Consider the following 23,072-nt stretch of genomic DNA (forward strand, 5'->3'; position numbering starts at 1 on the left):
TACCCATGACCGCTCCTGAACCCGGGACAGGTCCGAAGCCCACCACTGAGCTCGCGGCCGACCCGCAGCTGGCCCGCTGGCAGCGCTTCCGGAACAGCCGAAACGCGGCCCTCGCCAGCGACCACGGCTGGCTGACACTGACCTCGTTCCAGTGGCTCGAGGACCGGCCGGCCGCCGTCGAGCTCGCCCCCGGACTCTGGTCCACCGACGGCACAACGGCGTTCCTGACCGCCGCCGCGTCCGACGGCCTGACCCTTGTGGAAACCGGCGAACCCGTGGACGGTACCATCAGCGCCGTGCTCTCGGACGAGGAATCCCTCATGTGGGTCCAGTACGGCGGCGACGACGGCCGCCAGGTGGTGGTGGAGCTCGCGATGCGGGCGGACAAGTACGCCATCCGCACGCGCGACTCCCAGTCCCCAGCCTTCACGGAGTTCGACGGCGTGCCCACCTTTGACTTCCGCCCCGACCTGGTGGTCGAGGCCCGGTTCGCGCCCTATCCCGAGCCCGTGGACGTGCCGATCGCCACCGCCAACCCGCTGGTGGACGGGGTCCACCGCTCGGTGGGCGAACTCGTCTTCCGGTTACCCAGGACGGAGCACGAATTCCACCTGCAGGCCGAGGAGGAGAAACTCGGCGCCTTGACGGTGACGTTCCACGACGAGACCAATGGGGAATCGACCGACGAATGGCGGAAGGTCTCCACCGCAAAACCCCGGCCGGACGGAACGGTGGTCCTGGACTTCAACCGGGCCATTAACTACCCCAGCGCCTTCACCCCGTACGGCACCTGCCCCATGCCGGTGAAGAACAACAGCCTGGACTACCAGATCGCGGCCGGCGAGAAGGAGCCCGGGGTTTTCTAGACGGCCGCTTCTAGACAGCCTCTTCTAGACGATCGCGGACACCCCGGTGACGGCCCGCCCCGTGATCAGCGTGTTGATCTCGAACGAGCCCTCGTAGGTGTAGATCGCCTCGGCGTCAGAGAAGATCTTGGCCATCCGGTAGTCGGTGACGATCCCGTTGCCGCCCAGCAGGGACCGGCCCATCGCCACGGTTTCGCGCATCCGGGCGCTGACATACGACTTTGCCAGCGCCACCTGCGGCATGTCCGCCGCGCCCTGGTCCTGCAGCTGCGCGATCCGGACCATCATGCCCATGCTGGCCACGGCGTTGCCGAGCATGGTCACCAGCTGCTGCTGGACCAGCTGGAACTTCGCCAGCGGGCGGCCGAACTGCTGGCGTTCGACGGCGTACTGGCGCGCGACGTCGAACGCGGCGAGCTGTTGCCCCACGCCCTGCCAGGCCACCATGATCCGGGAACCGCGCAGGAGCTCGTTGGTGTCCTCGAAACTGCTGATGCCGGCGAAACGGTCCGTTTCGGCCACGCGGACGTCGGTGAAGACGATGTCCGCGTTCTGCACCGTGCGCAGGGCAATCTTGTTCTCGATCCGGCTCCGGCTCACCCCCGGCAAGGTGGCGTCGACGATAAAGCCGCGGATGCCGCCGTCGGCCTCGTCCCGGGCCCAGACCAGCATGTAGTCGCAAAACGTCCCGTTGCCGATCCAGCGCTTGGCACCGTTGAGCACCCAGGCGTCGCCGCCGTCGGCAGCGCCGCCAAAGACCCGCCGGGCCCGGGTTTCCATGCCGCCGGCAACGTCCGAGCCGTGGTCCGGTTCGGTGAGGGCAAAGGCGCCGGTGGTGCGCAGGTTCGCCGCGTCCTCGAGCAAGCGCGCCTTCTGCTCCTCGGAGCCGAAGCCGTAGAGCGACTCCACGAAGAGATCGTGGTGCACCAGGAAGAAGGTGGCGAGCGAGGTGTCCACCCGGGTCATCTCGGCGATGATGATTCCGGCGAACAGGTTGCTGTAGCCGCGCTGGGCGGGGGCGCTCAGCTCCAAGGCGGCCAGCTTGGGCAGGATGTGGGCCGGGAATTCGGCCTTGTTCCACCAGTCCGTGGCGAAGGGTGCGACCTCGGCGGCCAGGAACTCCCGCAGCTGCGCCAGCTTGGCCCGCTCCGCCGCATTGAGCAGAGATTCGTAGTCGAAGAAGTCCGCCGTGGGAAGCCCTGCCACAGAGGGTGCGGCCGAGGATGGCGCAGCCATAGCCGGCGCGGCCATGGCTGCCAGCCCTGCCCCGGTCATTTCGGAACCTGTCATTTCGGAGCCTGTCATTCCAGACCCAGTCATTTCGGGCCCATCCGGATGGCGCCGTCGAGGCGGATCGTCTCGCCGTTGAGCATGGCGTTCTCCACAATGTGCGCGGCGAGGTTCGCGTATTCGGCGGGTCGGCCCAGCCGCGAGGGGTGCGGCACCTGTTGACCCAGGGAGTCCTGCGCCTCCTGCGGCAGCCCGGCCATCATAGGGGTCTCGAAGATGCCCGGCGCAATGGTGACCACCCGGATCAGCGAGCGCGCGAGTTCGCGGGCGATCGGCAACGTCATGGCGGCGACAGCACCCTTGGAGGCGGCGTAAGCGGGCTGGCCGATCTGGCCGTCGAACGCGGCAACGGAGGCGGTGTTGATGATGACGCCGCGTTCCGGGCCACCGAGTTCGGTGGCGGCGGGCTCGGTGGCTGCCATGGCGGCCGCGGCGAGGCGGACCACGTTGAAGGTGCCCACGAGGTTGATCTGGATGACGCGGTTGAAGGCCTCCAGCGGCAGCACGCCGTCGCGGCCCAGGACCTTGCCGGGGGTCGCGATCCCGGCGCAGTTGACCACGATGCGCAGCGGGCCCAGGGCAGCGGCGGCATCCACAGCGGCCTGCACCTGCGCCTCGTCCGTGACGTCTGCGGGGACAAAGACGGCCGTGCGGCCGCCAGCGGCGGCAGCGGAACCAGCGGCGCCGGCGGCACCTGGATCACCGGAGGCGGAGGCGGAGGCGGTCAGCTCGGCGGCAAAGGCGTCCCCTGCGGAACCCGGCAGGTCCACGAGCACCACCGACGCGCCGGCGTCGAACAGGCGCCTGGCCGTGGCCGCTCCAAGACCCGAGGCCCCGCCCGTGATCAGCGCGACAGTACCCTTGATGTCCATGCATCCTCCTTGATGTGGAACCGAACCCCGGCCGCGAAGCCGCAACGCGGGCGGCGCCTGAAGCACCGGTCCGCGGGGAACATTAGTTAGTGAATGTTAACTGGAATGCGGCCGCTGCGCACCTTTGGGCGCGCCTGCCGACGGCGCGGTGACGATCGCGGTCCGGATGGGCTCCCGCGATTAGGCTTGGCTCATGACCCGACCCGACACCTCCGCCCCCAACTGGTCCTTCCGCGCGGACGAGGCCGCCCGCTCGGTGACCAGGCTTTTCGGGCAGCGGCTCTTCTTCCTGCCGGGCACCCACATCGCCGCGATCTTGCGGCCGTCCGGCCGGCTGAAGAATTTGTCCCGGCCCTGGCACTACTGGTGGCAGGCGCACTACCTGGACTGCCTCGTCGATGCCGGACGCCGGGAACTGGGCTCGCCCGGGCGTCCGGGGGCCAAATTCGACGGCGAGAACCGGCCCAGCGCCGGCCGCCTCGCCTCCCGGCTCGTCACGGGCATCCGGCTGCGGAATTTCCTCACGGTGGTCAACAACTACTATGACGACATGGCCTGGCTGGCGCTGGCCACGCTCCGGCTGGACAAGCTCGCCGAGGACACCCGCAAACGCACCGGCCGGGGACGCAACGCCAAGGTCCTGCAAAGCCTGACCCTGCAGTTCGACTCCGCGTCCACGGACGACCTGGGCGGCGGCACTTTCTGGAGCACGAAGCGCGATTTCAAGAACACGCCCGCCACCGCACCGGTGGCCCTGTACTACGCGCGGACGGGCAACCGGGACAAGGCGCAGGCTCTGCTCGACTGGCTCGACGCCAAGCTCTACGAGCCCGGACAGGGGCTCTACCGGGACGGCCTGCGGATTTCCGGGACGGGGGACGTGGTGCTGGAAGAGACCATCTACACCTATAACCAGGGGCCCGTCCTCGGCGCCCTGCTGGAACTGGGGGGCGAAGCGAACCTCGAGCGAGCGGCCGCCCTGGTGGACGCCGTGGCACGCAACCTCACCCACCCGGCCCCGCTGCTGGGGCGCAACGCCGCGGTGCTGCGCTGCGAGGGAACCGGCGACGGCGGACTCTTCACCGGGATCCTGGTCCGCTACCTGGCCCTTGCCGCCGTCGACGAACGGCTGCCCGCCGAAACCCGGGCCACGGCGGTGGCACTCGTGAACGAAACAGCCGAGGCCCTCTGGGAAGGCCGACGGATCCTCCCGGCGCAGGACCGGCTCGCCCGCCCCGGCAGCCACCTGGTCTTTTCCGACCGCACCGAACTGCCGGCACGCCGCAGCTATCCAGAGGGTGCCGCCGTCGAGCTGTCCACACAGCTCCAGGCCTGGATGGTGCTGGAGGCGGCCGCGTCGATTGCTGCGGCGCCCGCACCGCGAGCCTGACCAATTACGTCACGCAACAGTTTCGTAATTCATGTGATCCTCATCACTTAATGCGACTTCAGGTTGGTCGCTTAGGTTTGGCTAACCTACAGTCTTTCGTAGTGAGCATGCCCTAACTTCCCCGCTCACGGGGGTCCGGGCACCGACGACGAATTCCTTGCAGAAAGTAGCCCCATGAAGATCCGCAACAACGCACTGGCGGGCATCGCCCTGGCAGCCACTGCCGCCCTGGGCCTGGCCGCCTGCGGCTCCGGTTCCGCTGCCCCGGCTGGCAGCAGTGCAGCGGCTGGCGGCTCGGCCGCCGGCGAGATCACGGTCTATAACGCCCAGCACGAGTCCCTGACCAAAGAGTGGGTGGACGCCTTCACGGCCGAAACCGGCATCAAGGTCACCCTGCGCCAGGGCGACGACACCGAAATGTCCAACCAGATCATCCAGGAAGGCCAGGCCTCACCGGCGGACGTCTTCCTGACCGAGAACTCGCCCGCCATGGCCCAGGTGGAAAACGCCGGGCTCTTCGCGGACGTGGACAAGGCCACCGTGGACCAGGTCCCCGCTGAGTTCCGTCCCTCCACCAACAAGTGGACCGGCATCGCAGCCCGCTCCACCGTCCTGGTCTATGACAAGAACAAGATCAGCGCCGACAAGCTGCCCAAGTCCATGCTGGACCTGGCCAACCCCGAGTGGAAGGGCAAGTGGGCAGCCTCGCCGTCCGGCGCCGACTTCCAGGCGATCGTCTCGGCCCTGCTGGAACTCAAGGGCGAAGCCGCCACGCAGGCATGGCTCAAGGGCATGAAAGAGAACTCCAAGGCGTACAAGGGCAACAGCACGGCCATGAAGGCCGTCAACGCCGGCGAAGTGGACGCCGCCTTGATCTACCACTACTACTACTACGGCGACCAGGCCAAGACCGGCGAGAACTCCAAGAACGTCACGCCGTACTACTTCAAGAACCAAGACCCGGGCGCCTTCGTCTCCATCTCCGGCGGCGGCGTGCTGAAGTCCTCGAAGAACGCAGCGGCGGCGCAGTCCTTCCTGAAGTTCATCACCGGCAAGAAGGGCCAGGAAGTACTGCAGAAGGGCACCTCCTTCGAGTACGCCGTCGCCTCGGACGTCCCGTCCAACGACAAGCTGGTTCCGCTCAAGGAGTTGCAGGCACCCACAGTGGATCCCGCCAAGCTCAATTCCGCCAAGGTCACCGAGCTGATGACCCAGGCAGGGCTGCTGTAGCAGCAGTGACTTCCAAGCTGGCTGTCCCCAAATTATCCGGGGACACGACGACGGCGGGCAGGGGCAAGCGCCCCCGCCCGCCTTTCGGCGTTTCTGTTGTTTCCATCATTGCGGTCCTGATCGCCCTGTTTTCCCTAATTCCCCTGGCCTACGTGGTCTTCATGACGGCCTCCACCGGCTGGGACACCGCCGCCGCACTGATCATCCGGCCGCGCGTGGGCGAACTCCTGCTGAACACCGTGCTGCTGACCGTGGTCACGGTGCCGCTGTGCCTGGTCCTGGGCGTCGGCGGCGCGTGGCTGGTTGAACGCACGTCCCTCGTGGGCCGGAAGTGGTGGGCCGTGCTGCTCGCCGCCCCGCTGGCCATCCCCGCCTTCGTCAACAGCTACGCCTGGGTATCCGCAGTGCCCTCCCTCGGCGGGCTCTGGTCCGGGGTCCTGATCGCCACCCTGTCCTATTTCCCGCTCGTGTACATCCCGGCCGCGGCGACGCTCAGCCGCCTGGACCCGGCGATCGAACAGTCCGCCGCCTCCCTGGGCCTCGGCGCCTGGCGCGCGTTCTTCCGCGTGGTGCTGCCGCAGCTGCGCATCGCCATGACCGGCGGCGGGCTGCTGGTCGCGCTGCACCTGCTGGCCGAATACGGGGCGTTCGCGATGATCCGCTTCGACACCTTCACCACCGCGATCATGGTGCAGTACCAGTCCACGTTCAACGGGACCGCGGGGAACATGCTGGCCAGCGTCCTGGTGTTCCTGTGCCTGATCCTGCTGCTCGTCGAGGTCCGCAGCCGCGGCAGCGCCCGGTACGCCAGGATCGGCTCGGGCGCCCAGGCGCGCGCCTTGCGCCTGCCCCTGCGCGGCTACCAGGTCCCGGCCCAGCTTTCCCTGATCGCCCTCACGGCGCTGGCGTTCGGCCTGCCGCTGACGTTTGTGCTGCGCTGGATCGTCACCGGCGGCCCGGACATCTGGGCGGCCGAGGAATTCATGCCGGCCCTCCTGCAGACCCTGGCCTATGGCCTTGCGGGCGCCGTCGTCACCACCGTGGTCGCGTTCCCCATGGCCTACCTGGCCGTGCGGCGCCCCGGCTGGTTCAGCAAGTCCCTGGAGCTGTCCAACTACATCACCAGCTCCATGCCCGGGATTGTGGTGGGCCTGGCCTTCGTGACCGTGAGCATCCGGATGGTGCCCAGCATGTACCAGACCTCGGCGCTCCTCATCGCGGCCTATGTGCTGCTGTTCCTCCCCCGGGCCCTCGTGAACATCCGCTCGGGGCTGGCCCAGGCGCCGAAGGAACTCGACGAGGCCGCCCAGGTGCTCGGCAAGCCGCCGCTGCTGGCCTTCCTGCGCGTGACGCTGCGCCTCACGGCCCCCGCCGCGGCCGGCGGCGCGGCCCTGGTATTCCTGGGGATTGTCAACGAACTCACGGCCACCCTCCTGCTCTCGCCCAACGGGACGCGCACCCTCGCCACCGAGTTTTGGAGCAAGAGCAGCGAGATCGACTACGCTGGCGCCGCCCCGTATGCGCTGCTGATGATCCTGATCTCGGCGCCCATGACCTATCTGCTCTTCCAGCAGTCCAAGAAAGTAGCCGGACAGTGACCGATGTTTACCCGTCGCGTGAGGCGCCCTCACGTCTCCCCGAGCCGCGGGTCGCGGCTTCCGTGGCCACCAGCACCAACAGCCACCTGGAAATCGACGCGGTCACCAAGAACTTTGGCCCCCAGGCCGTCCTCAAGGGCGTCAACCTCTCCGTCGCCAGGGGCGGAACGACGGCGATCGTGGGACCGTCCGGTTCCGGCAAAACCACGCTGCTGCGCCTGATCGCCGGCTTCGAACACCCCGACACCGGCAGCATCTCGCTCAATGGAAGCAAGGTGGCGGGCGAGAACGCCTGGGTGCCCGCCCACAAGCGCCACGTCGGCTACGTGGCCCAGGACGGCGCCTTGTTCCCGCACCTCACGGTCGGGCAGAACATCTCCTTTGGCCTGGACAGCGCGCAGCTCCCCGGCGGGCACCGCGGCGTCAAGGCGCGGGTGGGCGAGCTGCTGGAAATGGTCTCTCTGGACCCGGCCATGGCCAAGCGCCGCCCGCACCAGCTCTCCGGCGGCCAGCAGCAGCGGGTCGCCCTGGCCCGGGCGCTTGCCCGCAAGCCCGCGCTCATGCTGCTGGACGAGCCGTTCTCGGCCCTGGACGCGGGCCTGCGGGTGGCGACCCGCCGTGCCGTGGCCCAGGTCCTGAAGGACGCCGGCGTGACCACCATCCTGGTCACGCATGACCAGGCCGAGGCGTTGTCCTTCGCCGACCAGGTGGCTGTGATGCGCGGCGGCAGGCTGGCCCAGATCGGCAACCCGTTCGTCGTCTACACGCGCCCGGCGGACCGTGCCACCGCCGAATTCCTGGGCGACGCCGTGATCCTGGATGCCTGGATGGAAGGTTCCCTGGCCACGTGCTCGCTCGGCGGGATCCCCGTGCGTCGCCCGCCCGCCCAGGGCCGGGTCCAGCTGATGCTGCGGCCCGAGCAGATCCGCATTTCCGAGGACGGTCCCATCCGCGGCACAGTGGTGGACACCGACTACTTCGGCCCGGAAACCACGGTCCGGCTCCAGCTTCCGGTCCCGCCGGTCCTTGCCGCAGGCGCCGTCCCGGACCACCGCTACCCAGGCGGCGGGGAAATCATCACCATCCGGCACTGGAACGCCTCGATCGCCCGCCCCGGCACGGAGCTGCGGCTCCGCGTGGTGGGCGAGGCCGTGGCATTCCCGGTGGATGAGCAACAGTCTCCCTAAGACTGCTCTGGAGATAGGGTGGGCGGATGACTGTTCAGCCAGGCCTGCACCGCCAATACTGCTCCGTTGCCGCCCCCACACAGCTGTGGCTCGACCCGGACGGCCGCCTGGCCGGCGAGATCAAACCGCCCGGAGCCGGCGGCTCCGCTGATCCGGCCGGGTTCACCGGGCTGCTCCACGGCGACACCCGGATGCTCTGCCGGGCGTTGGTGCGCGTCAACGGCCTGGAACCCGAACCGGCCGCCGTCGAGGCCGAGCCCGGCGGCGTCCTGCGCGTCCGGGGCCTGGTCCGCGGCATCCCGGGACTCACGGAGGATCCCGCCGTCGAACTCCTCCAGACCTGGACCGTGACGCCGGGCGTGGTGCGGCACACCCTGCAGCTGCGCACGTCACTGGATTCCCTCGACGTCGAACTCGGCATTGAACTCGCCGCCGACTTCACCGACATGGCCCAGATCCGCCTCAGCCGCTTCCGCGACCCGTCCGGGCCGATCTCGGCCGACCAGTCCGCGCTGCGCTGGAAGGAGGGCGGCAAGGCCCTGACAGTTGCGGCCGCCGGCGCCGTCACCCCGGACGGGCACCTCACCTGGCACGGAACCCTGGGCCGGGGCCGGCCGTTCGAGGCCGAATGGCAGGCCGTCCTGACCGACGATGACGACGCCGTGGTTGCGGCCCGGCCTCCCGCGGCCCGCCGCCCGCGGACCGGACCGGCCGGGGCCCTGGGCCTGCTCCTGGACAACTCCCTCGATGAGGTGGCCGGGCTCCGGCTGGCCACCCGCCAGCTGCCGGACGCGCCGTTCATCGCCGCCGGGGCGCCCTGGTACTTCACGCTGTTCGGGCGGGATTCGCTGTGGGCCGCGCGCCTGCTGCTGCCGCTGGACAACGGGCTCGACACCGGACTGGCGGCAGGCACGCTGCGCGCGCTGGCCGCCTTCCAGGGTACCCGGACCGACGCCGCGGCCGCCGAGGAACCCGGCAAGATCCTGCACGAGCTGCGGTCCAAGGAGCTGGTGCTGGAGAGCCAGGGCCTGCGCCTGCCGCCGGTGTACTTCGGGGCCGTGGATTCCACCCCGCTGTGGCTTTGCCTGCTTGGTGAACTCTGGCGCACCGGCCGGGACGACGACGCAGTCCGGTCACTGCTGCCGAACGCGGCACGCGCCGCGGAGTGGCTGCTCGCCGCCGGCGCAACCGGGCCGGACGGCGCAACGGCTAACGACGAAGCGGGCAACGCCGCGGCGGGCAACGCCGGGTTCCTCAGCTACCGGGACGCGTCTGGGCACGGACTGAGCAACCAGGGCTGGAAAGATTCCCGGGACGCCATGCAGTTCCGCGACGGCCGCCAGGCCGAGGGGCCGATCGCCCTGTCCGAGGTGCAGGGCTACGCGTACCAGGCGGCGATGGAAACGGCGGAGCTGTTCGATGCCTACGGCGAACCCGGCGGGCAGGCGCTGCGGGACTTCGCCGCTGCCCTCCGGCTCAGGTTCCGGGAGCGCTTCTGGGTGGAGGACGACGGCGGGCCGTTCCCGGCCATGGCCCTGGACGGGCACGGGGTTCCCCTGGACATCCCGGGTTCAAACATGGGACATCTGCTGGGCACGGGCATCCTGGACGCGGCCGAAGCTCGGATCGTGGCGGACCGGCTGGTGAGCCCCGAGCTGTTCTCCGGCTACGGCGTGCACACGATCTCGCGGCGGGCCGCAGGGTTTTGGCCCTTCAGTTACCACTGCGGCTCGGTCTGGAGCCACGACACCGGCATCGCGATCCGCGGCCTCCTCGCCGAGGGATTCATCGCCGAGGCCCGGATCCTCGCCGATGGTCTGCTCGCGGCGGCAGCCTCCTTCGGGCACCGGCTGCCGGAGGTGTTCGCAGGGGTGCGGGCCGAGGACTCGGGCGTCGCGGTGCCCTACCCGGCCTCCTGCCACCCGCAGGCGTGGTCCTCAGCCTCGGCGGTCGTGGTCGCGCAGGCGATGGGCGTCGGGCTCTGACAGGAATGGCTCTGGCCCTGCCGGGTTAACCTCGGCCGGGCGGACGTCCGCCGGCTCGGGCGGCGGCCGGAGCGCGGCCGGCGTCAGCGGCCCGCGCGCGGCGGGCGCCAGCGGCGCGGGCCGCGGAGCCAGGGTGGCGCGCAGCCCGTCGGCCAGGATGACGATCCCGGTAATGGCGAGCGCCAGGCCCATGGCGGCCAGCACGTCCGTCAGCCAGTGATAGCCCAGGTACAGGCGGCTGAAGGCGACCACCAGAGTCCCCGCGCCTGCGGCCGCGAAGGCGAGCACCGACGTCGTCCGTCTGCTCGTCCGGGTCCCGCGGCCCGACACCAGCAGGTAGCTGAGGACGCAGAGGAAGACGCCGGCACCGAAGGTGTGGCCGGAGGGAAACGACAGGGCGTCGTCCGGTCCCAGCATGAAGTCGCTGGCGGCGGGCCGGCCGCGGCCGACGTCGTGTTTGATCAGCGTGGACACCGCGAAGGTGGCCGCCATGGCGCCCATTAGCAGGGCCGGACGCCAGACTTCCCGTCTCCAGACTGCCCAGGCCAGGGCCACCGCGCAGCCGATCACAGTCATCCACAGCGGCGACGTCACCGTGGTCACGGCCGTCAGGATGGCGGTGGCGAGCGGGTCCCGGGACGCGACGAGTCCGTCGTGCACGGGCGCGTCCAGGGCGGCCACGCCGCTGTTCGACTGCACGGCGGCGAGCACGGTCCAAAAGACCGTCTCCCCCGCGATCAGCAGGCCCACTGCCGCGAAGAAGAGCCGCAGCTGGGACGGCAGCGGCAGGCGGGCAGGGGGTCTCGGGGCACGCTGGGCAAGGAGCATCCGCCCAATTCTGCCAGCGGCAACTATCCGCAGCCCGGACAGCCGCTGGGAGTTCTCTGGGATGCAGCCCGGCCGTTACGCGTTCGGGGGCCGTTTCGTCTGCGGGTATGGCGTTTCGAACCGGGCCAGCATCTCCACGAACCCGGCAATCTTCTTCTCCCGGGTGGAGGCCTGCTTGACCGAGTTGGTGCGGTAAATCAGGGCAAACCGGTTCACGGACGTCAGGACCTCGAACATCGCCTGCGCCCGGGGCTCGGCCGCGATGGCCGCGGCCAGATCCTCCGGGACTTCCGCCGTCGCCGCGCCCGAATAGGCCGCCTCCCAGCGTCCGTCCGCTTTGGCTGCGGCGACGGCGGCCCGTCCGGCCGGGGCCATCCGCCCCGCCGATTCCAGCCGCTCAATCCGCTCCACGTTCCGCGCGGACCACACGCTCTTGGGTCCCCGCCGGGTCATCCGCTGGAAGGAGCTCTCCTCGTCCCGCCGCCGGCCCTGCCCGTCGATCCAGCCGAAACACAGCGCCTCCTGCAGCGCGGCCTCGTAGTCCAGCCCGGTCACCGATCCGCCCTTCTTGTGCAGCACCAGCCACACGCCGGGACTCTGCGCGTGGTGCTGCTCCAGCCAGGCGCGCCACTCGGCGGCGTCATTCACCAGCAGTTCCTCAAGTTCAGCAGCCATGGCACCATTGTGCTCGCGGGGCTGACCGGATGGGTGCTTTGGTGGCACCATGTCATGTGGAACCACTCCCCGTTTCTCGCAAGGAGATCCCATGCTGCGCGTCCGCCCGATCCACTACACCTCCCGCATGGACCAGTGGGGGCAGTTGCTGTCCGCCCTCGGCATGGTGCGGACGGTCGACGACGGCGACTGGCAGGAGTTCGACGCCGGCTCTGGCCGCCTCGCGCTGCACCGTGTAGCGGGGGCTGCCGGGACAGACGGCGTTGGCGAACAAGGAAACGCGCAGGACGGCAGGACGGACTTCGGCGTCGAGGTCGGAGACTTGGCAGAGTTCGCGCGCCGCACCAACCTGGCCGGCGCGGGGGACGGGACCACCCCGGCCGAGCTGGTCAGCGCCCGCCACGGCGACACCTGCCGCATCACGGGCGAGGACGGGTTCGGCTTTTTCGCGGACAAGGCTGCCCACGGCGCGCAGTGCGCGGACGCCGATCCGGCCCTCGCCGTCGTCGAAGTCTGGTTCACTCCGGACGCTGCCGCGGCCGCGCAAACCCTGCGGAACATGGGCGCCCGGCTGCGCCCGGCCCCGGACGCTGACGAAACCGCGGATTTCACGGCGAAGAACGGCGGCGTGCTGATGGTGCGCCCGGCCAGCGGCGCGGCCCGGTCCGGTCTGGGCTTTGAATACACCGGCGACCTCGCCGCCCTGCGGGACCGCCTGGCGGGCGCTGGTCACCAGGTCAGCCTGACGGAAGAGGCCTTCGGGCGGACCCTGCACGTGGCCAACCCAGACGCAGCCGATCTGCCGGAGAACCCCAACGGGGCTATGCTCTGGATCTCGCATAAACCGGAAGGCGTCTGAGGCTCCGGTTCCGGCCAGAGCTGCCCTGAGCCTATCGAATAGTCAGCTCTCTATGGCTCCCCGCCAGACGACAGCCTCGATCTGACTTCTTCCGCTTGAGCAGCAGTAGTCCGGCGCTTTTCTCGAGTGAACCTGCTGACTTGCATGTCCAGGATTGCCCGGCAGGAAAATTCGTCCAGCTCCAACAGTTCCACGAGACGACGGATCGCTTCGTCTTGGTCCTCTGAATCCTCGACCACTTGGAAGACTTCTTCCCGCCGATCCAGCGCCTTCACGAGGCCGTCCAACAATCTCAGGAGGTACTCTTCCTGCCTCCGCTGCTCCGCATCCATTCTGCGATTCTTCCATGCACGACTATTGCCGGAGACGGACCGCCGCGGCGACACCGCGAACATGAAATCACCGCAGCCCGACCGCGCGGAGCAATCGCCCTCAGCGCCTCGTCTCGTACCGGGTCAGGACCACTCCGTCAGGAAACGTCCGCGTCTCCACCAGGTTCAGGTTCATCCAACTGTCCAGCGAGATGAAGAACGGAGTGCCGCCGCTCACGAGGACCGGATGGGTGGCCAGCACGTATTCGTCGATCAGCCCGGCTCGCATGGCAGCCCCGGCGAGCGTTGCGCCGCCGATACTCATCGGGCCACCGTCCTCAGCCTTGAGCCGGGTGATCTCGGCGATCGCGTCGCCGGTGACCAGCCGGGTGTTCCAGTCGACCTTGTTGATCGTCGAGGAGAACACCACCTTCGGCGTGTCCCGCCAGTTCCGCGCGAACTCGACCTCTGCCGGGGTGGCGTTGGGTTGCTGGTCGCCGGTCGGCCAGTAGGAGCTCATGGTCTCCCAGAGCTTGCGGCCGTAGAGGGTCAGGCTGCTAGCCAGCTCCTGGTCCAGCCACCAGTGGAACAGTTCGTCGCTCGGCGTGCTCCAGCCGATGTCGTCGCCGGCCGCGGCGATGTAGCCGTCCAGGGTCAGATTCATGCCGTAGATCAGTTTCCGCACGGCGCCAGCCTTCCGTCTCGTAGTGGTCGAGGGCGTCAATGAACTCTGCCGTCCCGCATATGATCGGCAGCATCCTGCCCCTCATGGAGCCACCGTAACTGCCCATGATCGGGGGATGCCATAGCCTTCGGTCCCCGTTTCGATTGAGCTGCCCGGTGAAGGAATCCCAAACTGGACGGAAATGCCCCAAAGACAGCCGGTCGTGCAAGAATCGCGGCATGGATGAGGTTGAGCGGCAGACGAGGCAACAATTGATGGTCCACGAGGCTCTGGTGCAGGCGATGGATCGACGGGACGAGGTCTTCCAGGTGATTGAGGATTCAGAGGACATGGCCGAAGCAATCCGTCGCGTGGGTCAACTGTTGGGCGTCGGAGAGCTGGGCAGCCGGGCAGTCCTCGACCTGCAGGCCAGAAGATTCACCCGAGACCAGCGTCAGGCCTTCGCTTCCTATGCAAAAGAACTGAGATCAAAGTTGCCCGATGGGCGCTGAACTGGTCGCGTGCGATCCGCTTACAGTTGATCGTCCTGGCCTCGTCTCGAAACCTCTGTGTCTCAAAACCCATGGGTCGCAAGGCGTCACTGCTAATGCGGCACCGGGGTCCATCGGTCGCCGTGGGAGGCGCGGTGCCACGTCTGCCGGGGGCCTTCCCATTCACGTGCGACGTCCGTGAGCCAGATCGTACTGTCTGGGTCCCATCCTGCGATGACTGTTGCCGTTTGGGGATCGACCTGGAGTGCTCGCGTTGCGCCGTTGAGGTAACCAAGGACCGTCAGGTGTACGGCGTCCCACTCGCTTGCCACCTTTTCCCAATCCGGGATGACCCATCTGCCATGGCGCCCGGTCACGCGGAACCAGTCGTGTCGCCGGGATGCGGTGACGTCCAGCGGATAATTGCGGCACAGCGATATCCAGTCATCAGCTGCGCCAATCTCAAGAGTCCGGCCCGCTCCCCGAACCGGAACCGTCGTCGCGTGCTCCCACCCCAGGGAGTCTTCCACCAGGCTCAGGGCGACCGGAATTTGCCCAACGGTGTGGACCAGCCCGTGCGGGATCGACCACCATGTTCCGGAGACGTTGCCGCGCGGGCCGTGTGGGAGTTCGCGGGCAGCCCGTTCTTCCCCGGCACGTTCCTCGCGGCCCCACTCGGTCAGTGTTTGGCGCGGATTCTTCGGTAGCGGTGCCCGGTCATCTGCCGATCGCCAGTCAATGGCCCACTGCTCAACCCGGCGGGGCTGCCAGTACCACTGGATGCCCGGTGCTGCCAGGAGCTGTCCGGCGACCGTGGACAAAGCAGCGGTGATAACCGGGAACGCTGCGAGCATGTCCCCTCCATCGGGCTCCTGCCAGTATCTTGCAGTGTCGACCGATCGCGCGAGGGCCGGCTGCATCAGTTCACTGTCGAGGCCGGCGAAGTTCAGAGAAGCGAGCCTGGCCGCGAACTCCTCTGGTGACGGCGGGGAGGGCGGAGCCGCAATGTCACTAGGAGAGGAAGCAGTCAGCAGGACGGACGAAGTTCCCCTCCCACTTTCAAGTTCGTATGCCAACCAGAAGGCCGCAGTTTTGACCTCCGGATCCAGCTGCATCGCCAGCTCAAGACACAGGCGGCGCCCTCGAGGTCCCTGCAGAAGTAGATCCACACTTGGCGTCATCAGGTCATCCTTGCACCATCGAACGCAGACCGGCCCCCGGTCAGTCCTCCAGCGCCCCGTTGCAGAGCCGATTCACAACTTCGGTGAGCATGGTCAGCCCGGCCACGATGTCCTCGTCCGTGGTGTATTCGTGCTCGTTGTGGGAGATCCCATCCACGCTGGGCACGAACAGCATCACCGTCGGGACAAGGTCCTTCATGTTGGTCGAATCGTGCCCGGCCAGGGTCATGACCGGCTTGTTCGCCAGGCCCAGGTCCGCCGCCACCTTGGCCGCGAGTTCAACGCCCTCTGGCTGGTAGGGGGTCACGGGCCAGGTGTGGGAGTGGTTGCGCTCAATTGTGACGTTCGCCAGCTTCTCGATCCCGGCGATCCGCTGGTCCAGCAGGGCGTCCGCCTCGGCAAGGACAGCTTCGTCGGCGCTGCGCAGGTCCAGCAGCAGGCTCACCCGGGACGGCACCACGACGGGCGAGTTGGGGTAGACATTCAGTTGCCCCACGGAGGTGTGCAGCACGCCGGGGAAGGTGTCGGCGAGTTCCCGGGCGGCGACCACCATCATGGACGCGCCCAGCAGCGCGTCCTTCCGGTCGGTGATCACGGTGGACCCGGTGTGGGCCTGCTCGCCGTGGACCACGAACTCGTATTTGTTGGCCGCCCAGTTGGAGTTCACCAGGCCGATGGTGATGCCTTCGCGTTCCATGCTCCGGCCCTGCTCAATGTGGATCTCGGCGCAGTACGCGGCTTCGGGGCCCTCGTAGCTGCCGCGGCAGCCGATCTCGTCCAGGGCCTCGCGGACCGAGATTCCGGCCGCGTCCGTGGTGGCCAGCGCGCTCTCGAGCTCGAGCTTTCCCGTGTAGACGGAGGAGCCCATCATGGACGGCTTGAACCGCGAGCCCTCCTCGTTGAACCAGTTGACCACCGCGATGTTGAACCGGGGCTGTCCTGCGGCTCCGGCCGCGGCCCACTGCTCCACGAGCCGGAAGGCCGCGTGGGCTGCGGCCAGCACGCCGTACGCGCCGTCGTAACGTCCCGCCGTCGGCTGGGAATCCATGTGCGATCCCACCACCACGAAGGGGGCACCCGGCACGGCCTCGTACAGGCCCCACTGGTTGCCGACCCGGTCGAACCGTACGGTGAAGCCCTTGGCCTCCAGCAGGCCCGTGAGCCATTGCCGCTGCTGGCCGTCCGGCACGCTGGCGGCCTGCCGTTCCACGCCGCCGTTCTCGGTCGCGCCGAATTCGCTCATGAAGTGGAAGTCCCGCACGAACGCGGCGTCGCGGGTGCTGAAAGTGGTCTGAGTAGTCACGGTGTTCCCCTATGAACGGTTGGTAGCTGTGCTGAAGAATGGACCGGCTGCGGCCGAATCGGCCGTTACCGGGGACGTGAGGCCGGGGGTCCGGAACGTGAAGTTCCCTCCGACGGCGGTGGCCAGCACCTCGAGTTCGGCGATGCTGGCCGCGGTGAGCGGGGACCCGGACAGAACGGTGAAGTCGGCCAGCTTCCCGGTGGTCAGAGAGCCTTTGATGCCGGACGTTCCGGTGGCTGCGGCGGCTCCGGTGGTGTACGCCGCCAGGGCCTGGAGCGGGCTCAGCCGCTCGTCCGGGTTCCCGAAAACGGCACCGGAGACGGTGCGCCGGTCCACGAAGGCCTGCATCCCGCGGAGCACGTTTCCGTCCGCCACGGGGCGGTCGGAACTGCCGGCGAGCGTCACCCCCGCGGCCAGGAACGACGCCGCCCGGTAGGCCCAGCCGAGCCGTTCCGGGCCGAGGGACAGCGTCATGCCGTCCCCGCCGTCGGAGAAGAAGCTGGCCTGCGGGGTGACGGCGATGCCGGCGGCGGCCAGCCGCGGGAGCTGCTCGGGCCGGGTCATCGATGCATGTTCGATCCTGTTAGGCAGGGCGCGGGGGCCGTATTTCGCGGCACAGCCGGTGATGATGTCGATCGCGAGGTCCACGGCGCGGTCCCCGATGGCGTGCGCCGCGATCGACCAGCCGGCCGCGTAGGCGGCCTCGATCTTGGCCCGGAGCGCCTCCGGCTCGGCCTGGAAGTAACCGGCGTTGCCGGTGTTGTCCGTCCCGCCGTGGCTGCAGAAGTCCTGGCTGACCGCGGCCGTTTCACCGAGCAGTGACCCGTCCAGAAACACCTTCGCCGGGCCTAGCGACAGCAAGTCGTCGCCGAATCCGCTGGCGATGCCCAGGTCCAGTCCGGCAGGTGCCGCGCCCGGCGGGTGCTGTCCGCCGAGCGGGTGGAGCACATCCAGGACCGGCATCAGCTGCGCCCGGGCGTGGAGACTGCCCGCGGACGCCGCACGCTGGTAGGCGGCCAGTTCCACGGGGCTGTGGCCGATCCAGCCGCCGCCGATCCCGGCCTCGGTGAAGCTGGTGATGCCCTCCGCGGCGTAGTGGCGGGTGGCCCGGTCCAGTGCGGCTTCGATCGCCTCGGACGAGTACGGCAGGATCAGCTGCTGGATCAGCTGCTGCGCGGTTTCCTGGACCAGCCCGGTGGGGCGGCCGGCGGCGTCGCGGACAATCACGCCGCCGTCGGGGTCCGGGAACGACGCCGGTTCGGCACCGGCCAGCCGGAGCGCGGCGGTGTTGACCACGGCCATGTGGCCGGAGTTGTGCCGCATGAACAGCGGCCGGTTCCCCGTGATCCGGTCCAGGACGGTGATGTCCGGAAACTCGCCGCCGTGCTGCTGCTGGCTGAAACCGGTGGCCAGCAGCCAGGCCAGGCGGTCCCCGGACACCGGACCGGACCCGGCGGCGGCGCTGCCTGCCGCCATGCCGGCCTCCAGCAGGGCGTAGAGCTGGTTCAGGCCGCGGGCGGCGGAGACGTCCAGTTCGCCGAGGCCCAGCCCGAACCAGGTGGTGTGGCAGTGGGCGTCGATGAAGCCGGGCGTCACGGTGGCGCCGCCGAGGTCCAGGACCTCAGTGGCCTCCAGTCCGTCCAGGTCCTCGTCGAGGCCCACAATCCGGCCCTGCCAGACCCCCATTGAGGTGGCATGCGGGCGGCGCTCATCCATGGTGATGATGTCCGCGTTGCGCAGCAGCAGATCGAGTTTCATGGGTTACCTAGCGTGGTTCTCAGCGGTGGGAGGTGGTGACGGACTTGATGCGGGTGTAATCCTCCAGGCCAAAGACGGACAGGTCCTTGCCGGTGCCGGAGTGCTTGAAACCGCCGTGCGGGGCCTCGGCCGGGATCACCTGGTGGCAGTTGATCCAGACGGCGCCGAAGTCCAGTTCGTTGGATACCCGGGTGACGACGCCGTGGTTGTTGGACCAGACGCTGGACGCCAGCGCGTACTTCGTCCCGTTGGCGAGCTCGATGGCTTCCTCCTCCGTGGCGAACGGCTGGACGGTGACCACCGGTCCGAAGATCTCCTCGCACACGACCTCGTCGGCCTGGAAGACGCCGTCGATCACGGTGGGCTCGAAGTGGTAGCCGGTGCCGGTGCGCTTGCCGCCGGAGAGGACCTTCGCGTTGGCGGGCAGCCGGGACATGAAGCCCTCCACCCGGTCCAGCTGGGCAGCGCTGTTCAGCGGCCCGAGGTCCGCGGCGTCGCCGCCGACCTGCAGCGCCGCGGCGGCCGCGGCGAGCGCGGCACCGAACTCCTGGTGGATGGATTTCTCCACGAGCACGCGGGTCACGGCGGTGCAGTCCTGGCCGGCGTTGAAGAATGCGCCGAGCGCGATCTCCTTGGCCGCCAGGTCAATGTCGGTGTCCGCGAAGACGATCGCGGGTGCCTTGCCGCCGAGTTCCAGGTGGACGTCCTTGAGGGTCTTCGACGCCGCGGACATCACCTGCGCCCCGGCCCGGGTGGAGCCGGTGATGGAGACCATTTCCGGGATCTCGTGATCCACCATGGCGGCACCGGTCCCCCGGCCGCCGCAGATGACGTTGACGACGCCGGCCGGGTAGGCCTCCTGCGCCAGCTCGCCCAGGACCAGGGTGGACCAGGGGGTGGTGTCCGCCGGCTTCAGGACCAGCGTGTTCCCGGCGGCCAGGGCCGGTCCGATCTTCCAGATGGCCATCATGAACGGGTAGTTCCACGGGGTGATCTGGGCGACCACGCCGAGTGGTTCGCGCCGGACAGTGGAGGAAAAGCCGCGGACGTATTCGGTCTGGGCGGTTCCGGACACCACGCGGCAGGCGCCGGCAAAGAAGCGCAGCTGGTCGGCGCCGCGGAGGATCTCGATCTCGCGGGTCACCTGGCGGGGCTTGCCGGTGCAGGCCACCTCGGCGTCCAGGAGCCTGTCGACGTTGGCTTCGATGAGGTCGGCGAGTTTGAGCATCATGGCCTGGCGTTCGGCCGGGGTGGTCCGCTTGTAGCTCTGGAAGGCGGAGTGGGCGGCCTGGAACGCGCGGTCCACGGTGGCGGCGTCGCTGTCCGGGGCGGTGCCGAGCTGGACTCCGGTGGCGGGGTCGAAGAACGGCAGGGTGGCCACTGCTGTTCCGTCTGCGGCGGCGCTGCCTTGGACGACCTCACCGTTGATGATGTTGTGCAGGGTGATCATGGCGGGCTCCGGTCAGTTGCTGGCGGTCTTGGGTGAGCGGGTGGTGGGGTCCTGCGGGAGGTGCAGGACCGCCGGCAGCCCGGATTCGACGGCGCGGCGGAACGCGGCGCCGAAGTCCTCGGCCTTCTCCACGCGTTCGCCGTAGCCACCGTAAGACCGGGCCAGCGCGGCGAAGTCCGGGTTGGTCATGTGCGTGCCCGAGGGGCGGCCCGGGTAGTGGCCTTCCTGGTGCTCACGGATCGTGGCAAAGATGCCGTTGTCCACCACGAGGGCGATGAACTTCCCGCCGTGGCCCATGGCGGTGGCCATTTCCTGGCCGTTCATCATGAAGCAGCCGTCGCCGGCAACGGAGATCACCTGGCGGCCGGGGTAGGCCAGGGAGGCGGCCACCGCGGCGGGGATCCCCATACCCATGGCACCGTTGCGGGGCGCGGCGAGGGAGTTCGCCGTGTTGTGCTTGAGGTAGCGGGCCGGCCACAGCGAGTGGTTCCCGGCCCCGTAGGTGATGACGGCGTCGTCATCCATTTCCTGCTTGAGGATTTCCATCACGACGGCGAGATCCACTCCCGTTCCACCATCAGGCTGTGCGGTGGAGAACTTTTCGTAGTCCGCGCGGGCCCCGGCCAGCCAGCCGGCCGCGGGTTCCACCGCGGAATCCGTGGCGGCGAGCGCGGTGGCGAAGGACGCGACGTGGGCCGGGATGTGCTGGTCCAGCCGGCCGAAGTGGCCCAGCAGATCGGCGCCGGGGTGGACGACGACGGTGACGGCATCCAGCCCGCGCTTGTAGCCGTCGGAGAGCACGTCGGCGCGGACGCAGCCGACGAACACCAGCAGATCGGCCTCATCGAGGCGGCGTGCGTTGGCATCGCTGCGGGCGTAGCCGAGGTAGCCGGCGTAGGAGTCGCCGCTGTGCGGGACGGCGTCATAGGCGCGGAAATCCGCGAGCACGGGGATGCCGTGGCGGGAGGACCAGCCGGCCAGCGCGTCGGAGGATTCCTGGTTCCAGCCTTCGCCGCCCACCACGATCAGGGGCTTCTTGGCCGCGGTCAGTTTCGCTTCCAGGCCGGCGAGGTCCGCCGCTGACGGTTCGGGCCGGGCAATGGTGCGGGGTTCCACTGTGCCCGATTCAATGGCGTGGACCAGCACGTCTTCGGGGAGGCCGATGACGACGGGACCCGGCCGGCCGCTGAGGGCCGTGAAGATGGCGTCGTCCACAACGCGGGCGGCGGAGGCGGCGTCGTCAAGCGTCACGACCTTCTTGGCGGTGCTGCCGAACCAGGCGTTGATGTCGAATTCCTGGAACGACTCCCGGCCGCGGTCCGCGACCGGGATGAGGCCCACGAACAGGATCATCGGGGTGGCGTCCTGGTGCGCGGTGTGGATGGCGATGAAGACGTTGGCGGCGCCGGGGCCGCGGGTCACCATGGCCACGCCCGGAAGCTCCGTGAGCCGGCCTTCGGCGAGGGCCATGAACCCGGCCCCGCCTTCGTGGCGGGTCACCACGGTTTCAATGGAGGATCCGTGCAGGCCGTCCAGGACATCCAGGAAGCTTTCCCCGGGGACGCCGTAGACGCGCTGGATACCGGCTCGTTCCAGCTGGGCAACAATCAGGTGCCCGGCGGTGGTTGTAGTGCTCAATGCTTCATACCTTCTTCTTCGATGCTGAGGGCCGGCAGGAGAATCCCGGACAGTGCGGTCAGCACGGACACGACCAGCAGGATGATGGCACCCGGCCAGAACGAGTTGCCGTTGGCGGCCACGAGGGCCGTCGCGATCAGCGGCACAAAACCGGAGATGACGCCGGCGCTGTTGGACGTGATGGCGACGCCGGTGTAGCGGACCTTCGTGGCGAAGAGCGCGGTGAGGGCCGTACCGGACACGGCATATGGGATGGACAGGGTGCACACGCCGATGATCATGGCCAGGATGACCAGGGCCGGGATGGCGGTGTCGATGGCCAGGAAGACCGGGACGGCGACGAGCGCGGAGGCCACGCCACCCCAGAGGATGACCTTGCTGGCGCCGAACTTCTCGCCCATGCGTCCGGCCCAGATCAGGAAGAAGATCTCGAAGACCGCGGCGAGAAGCGAGCCCATCAGCAGGGTTTCGTAGGGCATCTTGAGCACTTTGGTGCCGTAGAAGACCACGAAGCTGGTGATGAGGTAGAAGCCGCCGATGCCCAGCAGCGCAGAGCACATGCCGACCAGGATCTGGCGCCAGCTCTTTGTCAGCACTCCGCGGATGGGGGCGTGCTCGGTCTCGCCGGACTCCATGAGCGCTTCGAATTCCGGGGACTCGCTGAGCTTGCTGCGGATCCACATGGAGATCGCCAGCAGCGGGAGCGCCGCGATGAACGGGATGCGCCAGCCCCACGCGTCAAAGTTGGTCTGGCCCACCAAGTACAGCATTCCGAAGAACCCGCCGGAGGACAGGATGGTGCCGATGGGGGACCCGATCTGCGGCAGGGCCGCATAGCGGGCACGCTTAGCAACGGGGGCGTTTTCGACGGCAATGATCACCGCGCCGCTCCATTCACCGCCGACGGCGAGTCCCTGCAGGATCCGCAGCGCGACCAGCAGGACGGGTGCCGCGACGCCGATAGTCGCGTAGTTGGGCAGGAGGCCGATCAGGCCGGTCACGACGCCGATGCCCACGATGGTGACCATCAGGATCTTCTTGCGGCCGATCTTGTCGCCCAGGGATCCGAAGATGAAGCCGCCGATCGGGCGGGCTACGAACCCGACCGCCAGCGTGGCGAAGGAGCTCATGGCCGAGACGAAGGGGTCCTGGGACACGAAGTACTGGGCGTTGAACACCAGGGCCGCGGCGGTGGTGAAGAGGAAGAAGTCGTACCACTCCAGCGCCGTTCCGACGAGGGCCGCGAGGGCGACTTTCTTGGCCACGCTCTCATCGACAACCCCAAGCGGGCTGGGGATGGTGGTGGCGTTGCTTGCGCTGCTTGCCATGTTTACTCCAAAGAAATATGACTGGTCTTTGCCGGTGCCCGTGCGACCACCCCATTCGGGAAAAAGCCGTCGGTGGCGCTCCAGGCGGATGGTTCCGCGGGGTGTGATTAGGCTCACCCCTAAGTGCTTCCATCCATTCTGCCAGTAGCTTTTTCCAAAATAACTAGC

The 23,072-nt window shown here is 68.5% G+C and carries 20 protein-coding genes; 8 read left to right on the forward strand and 12 right to left on the reverse strand.

The features are described from left to right. Positions 1 to 5 precede the first annotated feature (5 nt). Positions 6 to 866 carry a DUF1684 domain-containing protein gene (locus ACFRJ8_RS16520; protein ID WP_377987233.1) on the forward strand — a complete coding sequence of 287 codons (861 nt, stop codon included), beginning with the start codon at positions 6 to 8 and terminating at the stop codon, positions 864 to 866. A 24-nt stretch (positions 867 to 890) separates the two neighbouring features. Here ACFRJ8_RS16520 and ACFRJ8_RS16525 read toward each other — a convergent pair whose 3' ends face one another. Both ACFRJ8_RS16525 and ACFRJ8_RS16530 read right to left on the reverse strand, forming a co-directional pair. Next, positions 891 to 2,102, reverse strand: coding sequence for an acyl-CoA dehydrogenase family protein (locus ACFRJ8_RS16525; RefSeq protein ID WP_377987342.1), 1,212 nt, complete (start codon positions 2,100 to 2,102; stop codon positions 891 to 893). A gap of 80 nt (positions 2,103 to 2,182) precedes the next feature. Next, the gene (locus ACFRJ8_RS16530; protein WP_377987234.1) at positions 2,183 to 3,028 is read right to left on the reverse strand and encodes an SDR family NAD(P)-dependent oxidoreductase; all 846 of its coding nucleotides are present in this window, start codon (positions 3,026 to 3,028) and stop codon (positions 2,183 to 2,185) included. Positions 3,029 to 3,221: 193 nt separating this feature from the next. Between ACFRJ8_RS16530 and ACFRJ8_RS16535 the strand changes: the two genes are divergently transcribed. From ACFRJ8_RS16535 to ACFRJ8_RS16555, 5 genes are all read left to right on the forward strand, one after another. Continuing rightward, complete coding sequence (locus ACFRJ8_RS16535) at positions 3,222 to 4,418, forward strand: glycoside hydrolase family 76 protein (RefSeq protein WP_377987235.1); 1,197 nt, start codon at positions 3,222 to 3,224, stop codon at positions 4,416 to 4,418. A gap of 174 nt (positions 4,419 to 4,592) precedes the next feature. Next, positions 4,593 to 5,648, forward strand: coding sequence for an iron ABC transporter substrate-binding protein (locus ACFRJ8_RS16540; protein ID WP_377987236.1), 1,056 nt, complete (start codon positions 4,593 to 4,595; stop codon positions 5,646 to 5,648). A gap of 5 nt (positions 5,649 to 5,653) precedes the next feature. After that, a complete protein-coding gene (locus ACFRJ8_RS16545) occupies positions 5,654 to 7,246 on the forward strand; it encodes an ABC transporter permease (RefSeq protein ID WP_377987237.1) in 1,593 nt (530 codons plus the stop codon). Then, positions 7,243 to 8,433, forward strand: a complete 1,191-nt coding sequence (locus ACFRJ8_RS16550; RefSeq protein ID WP_377987238.1) for an ABC transporter ATP-binding protein — start codon at positions 7,243 to 7,245, stop codon at positions 8,431 to 8,433. The genes ACFRJ8_RS16545 and ACFRJ8_RS16550 overlap by 4 nt, the downstream gene beginning before the upstream one ends. A 26-nt stretch (positions 8,434 to 8,459) precedes the next feature. After that, entirely contained in the window at positions 8,460 to 10,418 is a 1,959-nt protein-coding gene (locus ACFRJ8_RS16555; protein WP_377987239.1) for a glycogen debranching N-terminal domain-containing protein, read from the forward strand. Here ACFRJ8_RS16555 and ACFRJ8_RS16560 read toward each other — a convergent pair. After that, positions 10,371 to 11,246, reverse strand: a complete 876-nt coding sequence (locus ACFRJ8_RS16560; RefSeq protein ID WP_377987240.1) for a phosphatase PAP2 family protein — start codon at positions 11,244 to 11,246, stop codon at positions 10,371 to 10,373. The genes ACFRJ8_RS16555 and ACFRJ8_RS16560 overlap by 48 nt on opposite strands. A gap of 75 nt (positions 11,247 to 11,321) precedes the next feature. After that, entirely contained in the window at positions 11,322 to 11,921 is a 600-nt protein-coding gene (locus tag ACFRJ8_RS16565) for a YdeI family protein (RefSeq protein WP_377987241.1), read from the reverse strand. 91 nt (positions 11,922 to 12,012) lie between these two features. On the opposite strand from ACFRJ8_RS16565, the gene ACFRJ8_RS16570 reads away from it, so the two are divergent. Beyond that, the gene (locus ACFRJ8_RS16570; protein WP_377987242.1) at positions 12,013 to 12,780 is read left to right on the forward strand and encodes a VOC family protein; all 768 of its coding nucleotides are present in this window, start codon (positions 12,013 to 12,015) and stop codon (positions 12,778 to 12,780) included. Positions 12,781 to 12,830: 50 nt separating this feature from the next. On the opposite strand, the gene ACFRJ8_RS16575 is transcribed toward ACFRJ8_RS16570, so the two are convergent. Beyond that, complete coding sequence (locus tag ACFRJ8_RS16575; RefSeq protein ID WP_377987243.1) at positions 12,831 to 13,112, reverse strand: DNA gyrase subunit A; 282 nt, start codon at positions 13,110 to 13,112, stop codon at positions 12,831 to 12,833. 100 nt (positions 13,113 to 13,212) lie between these two features. Then, positions 13,213 to 13,776 (reverse strand): dihydrofolate reductase family protein, encoded by a 564-nt coding sequence (locus ACFRJ8_RS16580; protein WP_377987244.1) that lies wholly within the window; start codon positions 13,774 to 13,776, stop codon positions 13,213 to 13,215. 218 nt (positions 13,777 to 13,994) lie between these two features. Here ACFRJ8_RS16580 and ACFRJ8_RS16585 point away from each other — a divergent pair, with 218 nt between their 5' ends. After that, complete coding sequence (locus ACFRJ8_RS16585; RefSeq protein WP_377987245.1) at positions 13,995 to 14,267, forward strand: DNA gyrase subunit A; 273 nt, start codon at positions 13,995 to 13,997, stop codon at positions 14,265 to 14,267. A gap of 92 nt (positions 14,268 to 14,359) precedes the next feature. Here the strand turns inward: ACFRJ8_RS16585 and ACFRJ8_RS16590 are convergent, their stop codons facing one another. From ACFRJ8_RS16590 to ACFRJ8_RS16615, 6 genes are all read right to left on the reverse strand, one after another. After that, positions 14,360 to 15,100 carry a hypothetical protein gene (locus tag ACFRJ8_RS16590; RefSeq protein ID WP_377987246.1) on the reverse strand — a complete coding sequence of 247 codons (741 nt, stop codon included), beginning with the start codon at positions 15,098 to 15,100 and terminating at the stop codon, positions 14,360 to 14,362. A gap of 367 nt (positions 15,101 to 15,467) precedes the next feature. Then, entirely contained in the window at positions 15,468 to 16,730 is a 1,263-nt protein-coding gene (locus ACFRJ8_RS16595) for a M20 family metallo-hydrolase (protein ID WP_377987247.1), read from the reverse strand. A 9-nt stretch (positions 16,731 to 16,739) separates the two neighbouring features. Further along, positions 16,740 to 18,488, reverse strand: coding sequence for an amidohydrolase (locus tag ACFRJ8_RS16600; RefSeq protein ID WP_377987248.1), 1,749 nt, complete (start codon positions 18,486 to 18,488; stop codon positions 16,740 to 16,742). Between the two features lie 19 nt (positions 18,489 to 18,507). Beyond that, positions 18,508 to 19,938 (reverse strand): gamma-aminobutyraldehyde dehydrogenase, encoded by a 1,431-nt coding sequence (locus ACFRJ8_RS16605; RefSeq protein ID WP_377987249.1) that lies wholly within the window; start codon positions 19,936 to 19,938, stop codon positions 18,508 to 18,510. Between the two features lie 12 nt (positions 19,939 to 19,950). Beyond that, positions 19,951 to 21,576: a thiamine pyrophosphate-dependent enzyme gene (locus ACFRJ8_RS16610; protein ID WP_377987250.1), complete on the reverse strand. Its 1,626-nt coding sequence runs from the start codon at positions 21,574 to 21,576 to the stop codon at positions 19,951 to 19,953. Further along, positions 21,573 to 22,904: an MFS transporter gene (locus tag ACFRJ8_RS16615; RefSeq protein WP_377987251.1), complete on the reverse strand. Its 1,332-nt coding sequence runs from the start codon at positions 22,902 to 22,904 to the stop codon at positions 21,573 to 21,575. Before ACFRJ8_RS16615 ends, ACFRJ8_RS16610 begins: the two co-directional genes overlap by 4 nt. Between the last annotated feature and the right edge of the window lie 168 nt (positions 22,905 to 23,072).

The organism is Arthrobacter sp. NPDC056886, from assembly GCF_042788715.1.
Classification (GTDB): Bacteria; Actinomycetota; Actinomycetes; order Actinomycetales; family Micrococcaceae; genus Arthrobacter.